This is a genomic window from Streptomyces sp. NPDC044061, from assembly GCF_056434305.1.
Genome location: NZ_JBWKFL010000100.1, coordinates 6,390 through 10,565, shown reverse-complemented (window position 1 = coordinate 10,565; position 4,176 = coordinate 6,390). Strand labels below are relative to the sequence as shown.

The 4,176-nt window shown below is 69.3% G+C and carries 3 protein-coding genes; 1 reads left to right on the top strand and 2 read right to left on the bottom strand.

Annotation, left to right across the window (positions count from 1 at the left end):
- The coding region (gene istB, locus AC07CM_RS49280) for an IS21-like element helper ATPase IstB (RefSeq protein ID WP_478883119.1) at positions 1–740 on the bottom strand (740 nt) is incomplete at its 3' end.
- Positions 737–2,377 (bottom strand): IS21 family transposase, encoded by a 1,641-nt coding sequence (gene istA / locus AC07CM_RS49275; protein WP_478883118.1) that lies wholly within the window; start codon positions 2,375–2,377, stop codon positions 737–739. The genes istA and istB, both read right to left, overlap by 4 nt.
- A 231-nt stretch (positions 2,378–2,608) precedes the next feature.
- Here istA and AC07CM_RS49270 point away from each other — a divergent pair, with 231 nt between their 5' ends.
- The gene (locus AC07CM_RS49270) at positions 2,609–3,919 is read left to right on the top strand and encodes an AlbA family DNA-binding domain-containing protein (protein WP_478883117.1); all 1,311 of its coding nucleotides are present in this window, start codon (positions 2,609–2,611) and stop codon (positions 3,917–3,919) included.
- The last annotated feature ends 257 nt before the right edge of the window (positions 3,920–4,176 follow it).

Below are 4,176 nucleotides of genomic sequence, written 5' to 3'. Positions count from 1 at the left end.
AGGCATCGTCTGCGACGAATACCAGGACTACCGCAAGATGAACCCGTGATGTTTCGGCACCACCTCGCACGTGTTCGCCGGAACATGTGCGCTTTGGTGAACGCCTCGTTGGAGGCGATGGCAATGCTGTTCTTCTCCTCCCTCTCGGTCAGAACCTGAAAGAGCATCTCGGCACCGCGGCGGTCGAGTTCGAGGTAGCCGAGTTCGTCGATTTCGAGCAGGTCGACGCGTCCGTATCGGGCGATGGTCTTGCCGAGCTGCTTGTCGTCGGCCGCCTCGACCAGCTCGTTCACCAGGCTGGCGGCGGTGGTGTAGCGGACGCGGTAGCCGGCCATGGCGGCCGCAGTGCCCAAGCCGATCAGCAGGTGCGATTTGCCGGTGCCGGAATCCCCGATCAGACACAGCGGGTAGCCCTTGGTGATCCAGTCGCAGGTGGCGAGGTTGTGGATGACGGCCGGATCCACGTTGGCGTTGGCGCGGTAATCAAAGTCGCGCAGTGACTTTTCGCGCGGGAAATGGGCAGCGCGGATGCGGCGTTCGGCCCGGCGCCGGTCGCGGTCCTCGCACTCGGCCATCAGCAGCTCGGCGAGAAAGCCCGCATAGGAGAGCCCTTCGCGTTCGGCTCGGGCGATGGTGTCGGCGGCCTGGGCCCGCATGGTGGGCAGCCGGAGCATGCGGCAGGCGGTGTCGATCGCGGCGTCGGACGCCTGGGCAGTGAGGGCGTGATGAGCGGCAGTCATGACGAGTCCTTCCGGCGCAGGTGGAGCAGTTCGTCCCACTGCTCCAGGCGGGGCAGAGGGCGGGCGTCTTCGGGCAGGGGCCTGACCAGGCGGTGCGCGGTGAGGTGGCTGACCTGCGGAAGCTCCGGATCGACAGACTCCGGCCGGTCGGGGATTGCCGGAGCGGCAGTGACGGTCGGGGCCCGGCCGTCGGCCTGTGCAGCCTTGCGGGCCTCCAGAGCCACCACGTCCTCACTGCAGCTGCCCAGCGCGAGTGCGGCACGAAGGCCCGCAATCACATCGGCGTGCTGCTGATGGCGGTGCAGGAGCAGGATCCTGACCAGAGCTTTCGTCCCGTCAAGTTCGCCGAGCTGCTGCTTGGCCAGAGCCCAGAACGCCTCGTGCTCGGCGGTGAAGGTGCCCTCGGCGCGGGCCTGGTGCAGCGCCTCGGAGCGGTCCAGCGCCCCTGGCTTGCGCAGCAGCACCTCCAGATAGTGGTCCAGGACCAGGTGCTCCAGGCCCCTGCCGGCGAGCCGGACATGGCGGGCGATCTCGCGGCGGTTGTCGAAGACGACCAGGGTGTCGCCGGTCAGGTGGACGGTGACCTTGCGGTCGATGAACCGGACAGGGACGGAGTAGGAGCACATTTTGACGGTAATCCGGCTGTAGCGGTCCACCCGCGGCTGAAAGGTCATCGCCGTCTCGAACGGCTCCGACGGCAGCGGCAGCAGGTGCGGCGCCTCGCGGGCGAAGTCCTGTCCGATGGTGCGGATCCGGGAGCCGATACGGCGCTCCAGCTCACGGGCTTCGAACCCGGCGATCTGCGCGTTGAGGTCCTCCAGCGTGTCCGCTCGTGGGACCGGGGTGAGGTAGTTGCGGCGGAAGTAGCCCACCTGCCCCTCCACTCCACCCTTCTCATGGGCGCCGCGAAGTCCCGGCTCGCAGTAGAACGCGGTGAACCCGTAGAACTCGCGCAGTGCACTCCACTTCGGGTTCTCCTCACGCAGCCGACTGCGGAACATCACCTTGCTGACCGCCGGGGTGAGGTTGTCGTAGCGGACCTGCCCGGCCGGCACCCCGCCCAGCACGGACAGGGCGTGCACGTGGCCCTCGAAGAATGCCTGCTGCCCACATGAGCGCGAGATGCGGTGCACCGCCCGGCCCGAGTAGGCCATCCGGAAGGCGAACAGGTAGCACTTCACCCGCTGCCCCGCCAGGTCGACCCACACCTCCCCGAAGTCCACCTCCGCATCCGCACCCGGCGCGTTGTGCCGGATCAAGTAGCCCTCGGCCGCGGCACCGCCCTCCTCGGCGAGCGCCCGGCGGCGGGCGGTGACGAAGTCACGCACCGTCGTGTAGGGCAAGGTGACGCCGAACTCCTCTTCCAGCCGCGTACCGATCCGCTTCGCGGTGTGCCGCTGCTTGCGCGGCGCTTCCAGGTCGGCCCGCAGCCACTGGTCGACCGTCTTCTTGTACGGCTCCATCCGCGGCGAGGTCCGCACCGGCCGCTTCCGCGGCTTCGGCACCGGCGAGGCCAGCGCCTCCCGCACCAGACGACGGTGCACCCCATACTTCTTCGACAACGCCCGGATCGACAGCCCCAACTGCCAGCTGTCACGACGGATCCGGTCAAATAACTCCTGCTTGGACAAGGACATCCACAGCACCCACCCTCGGCGGACCACAACCACCGTGGCACCGCAAGGCCCGAGGTGGGGCCACTTCGCCTCGCCACTACCCCTCAGTGCACCCGAACGCCCCTCCAACTGGGGCCAGTTGGAGTCGCCTTGGTGGGGCCGCTGAACGTCGCCCTAGCCACCCCTACGGCTTCGCTAACTTGAGCTGATGACAGCTTCGATCCCCACACGCCCAGCGGATGGACGGCTCGTATGACATCCGCGGCCTCGCTGTTCGCCTGCCGCCCCGCGGACGTGACCCTGGAGCGGGTTCGCGAGCTGGTTGCCATCGGCCAGCCCGAGAGCCTGACCCTGGAGTACAAGGAGAAATACACCCCCAAGATCCCAACCTCGGTCGCGGCGATGGCCAACAGCTACGGCGGCCTCATTCTGGTCGGCGTCACCGAGCGCAGCGTCGACGACCGGATCATCGGCGTGCCCGAGGACGCGATCGTCCAGATCGTCAGCGGCTGCCATCAGACGCTGGAGCCGCCCTGGGAGCCGGAAATCATCCCGGTTCCCCTGCCTGAGAGCGACAGCCGGATGATCCTGGTCGTCCGCGTGGACCCGGCTAAGGCATCCCGCCCGCTGCTGGTCCAAGGCGCCGCCCCGATTAGGCTGCACGGACGCAACGCCCTAGCGGACCGGGCGGGGCTCGCGCGGCTGATCAACGAAGCCGCGCCCCAAACTGTGGCTGCCGGACTACGGCTGCCGCCGGCCGACCTGCCCATGGACGACGAGGGGAAGCCGAGCGCTGACTTCCTCGTGCGTACCGGGATGTTCGTTCCGGTGGACGCATCGGCCACCTGGCGCCCGCTGTCGGAGCGCGGCGTGCAGGCATTCGCCGACGCGCTGAACAACTCCCCCCTGCACCAGGCCCTGTTCCGCTGGTGCGCATCGATCGGCGAGGGCGGTATGAACCCCTTCCACCGGTCGGGCTTCAACCGGGCCCGCAAGGTCCGGCTGCTGTGGCAAGGCGGCCCAAACGGAGCGCCGCCCTTCCCGCTGGAGGCCGTGGCTAGGATCGACCTGCCGGATGCCTACGGAGTTCCCGTCTCGCACCTGCAGGTCTCCCTGCAAGTCGTCGCGCGCTTCCGGCACACCCTCGGCCGCGCAGCGCCCCTGCCCATCGCCCGCCTGCACGAGCTGGTCGACGCCCTGAGCGCCACGCTGGTTGATGACAAGGTCACCGGAACGCTCGCCGCTCTGGCGGGTGTCGATCCTCTCGTGATGCCCCAGCCGCTCGGCCTGGACTTGATCAGCAGCACGGACATGCCGGACCTGCTCGCCGGGAACGGACTGACCTCGGTGCCGGACGCTGGCACATCACGAGGGGCCAACCTGCTCGCCGACCCGGGCGTCGACCAGCGCGACCCTGCAGAGCGCCGTGCCCTCATCGGCAGCTGGCTGCAGCAGATCAGCCAGGACGCCGGCCTGCTCGGCATGGAGAAGGTCCTGGAACAACTCCACGGGACCTCCCCTGACCCTCAACCGCGACGTCCTCGCCGCACAGACGCCCTGTAAGGAGCGGCGAGGCCCTGCCCAGCCCGACTTCCGCGGAGGCGGGGCGTGGCGCGCGGGAGAGGGGCTTCCGCAGCTGCCCTGAGCTTGGGGTGGCTTGGGCGAAGTGCAGCACGACGGCTTTGGCGCCGGCGGTGCTGAGACCACGCAGCGGGGGGGGGGGGGGGGGGGGGGGGGGGGGGGGAGCGGGGGGGGGGGGGGGGGGGGGGGGGGGGGGGGGGGGGGGGGGGGGGGGGGGGGGGGTTTTTTTTGCTCGGGTG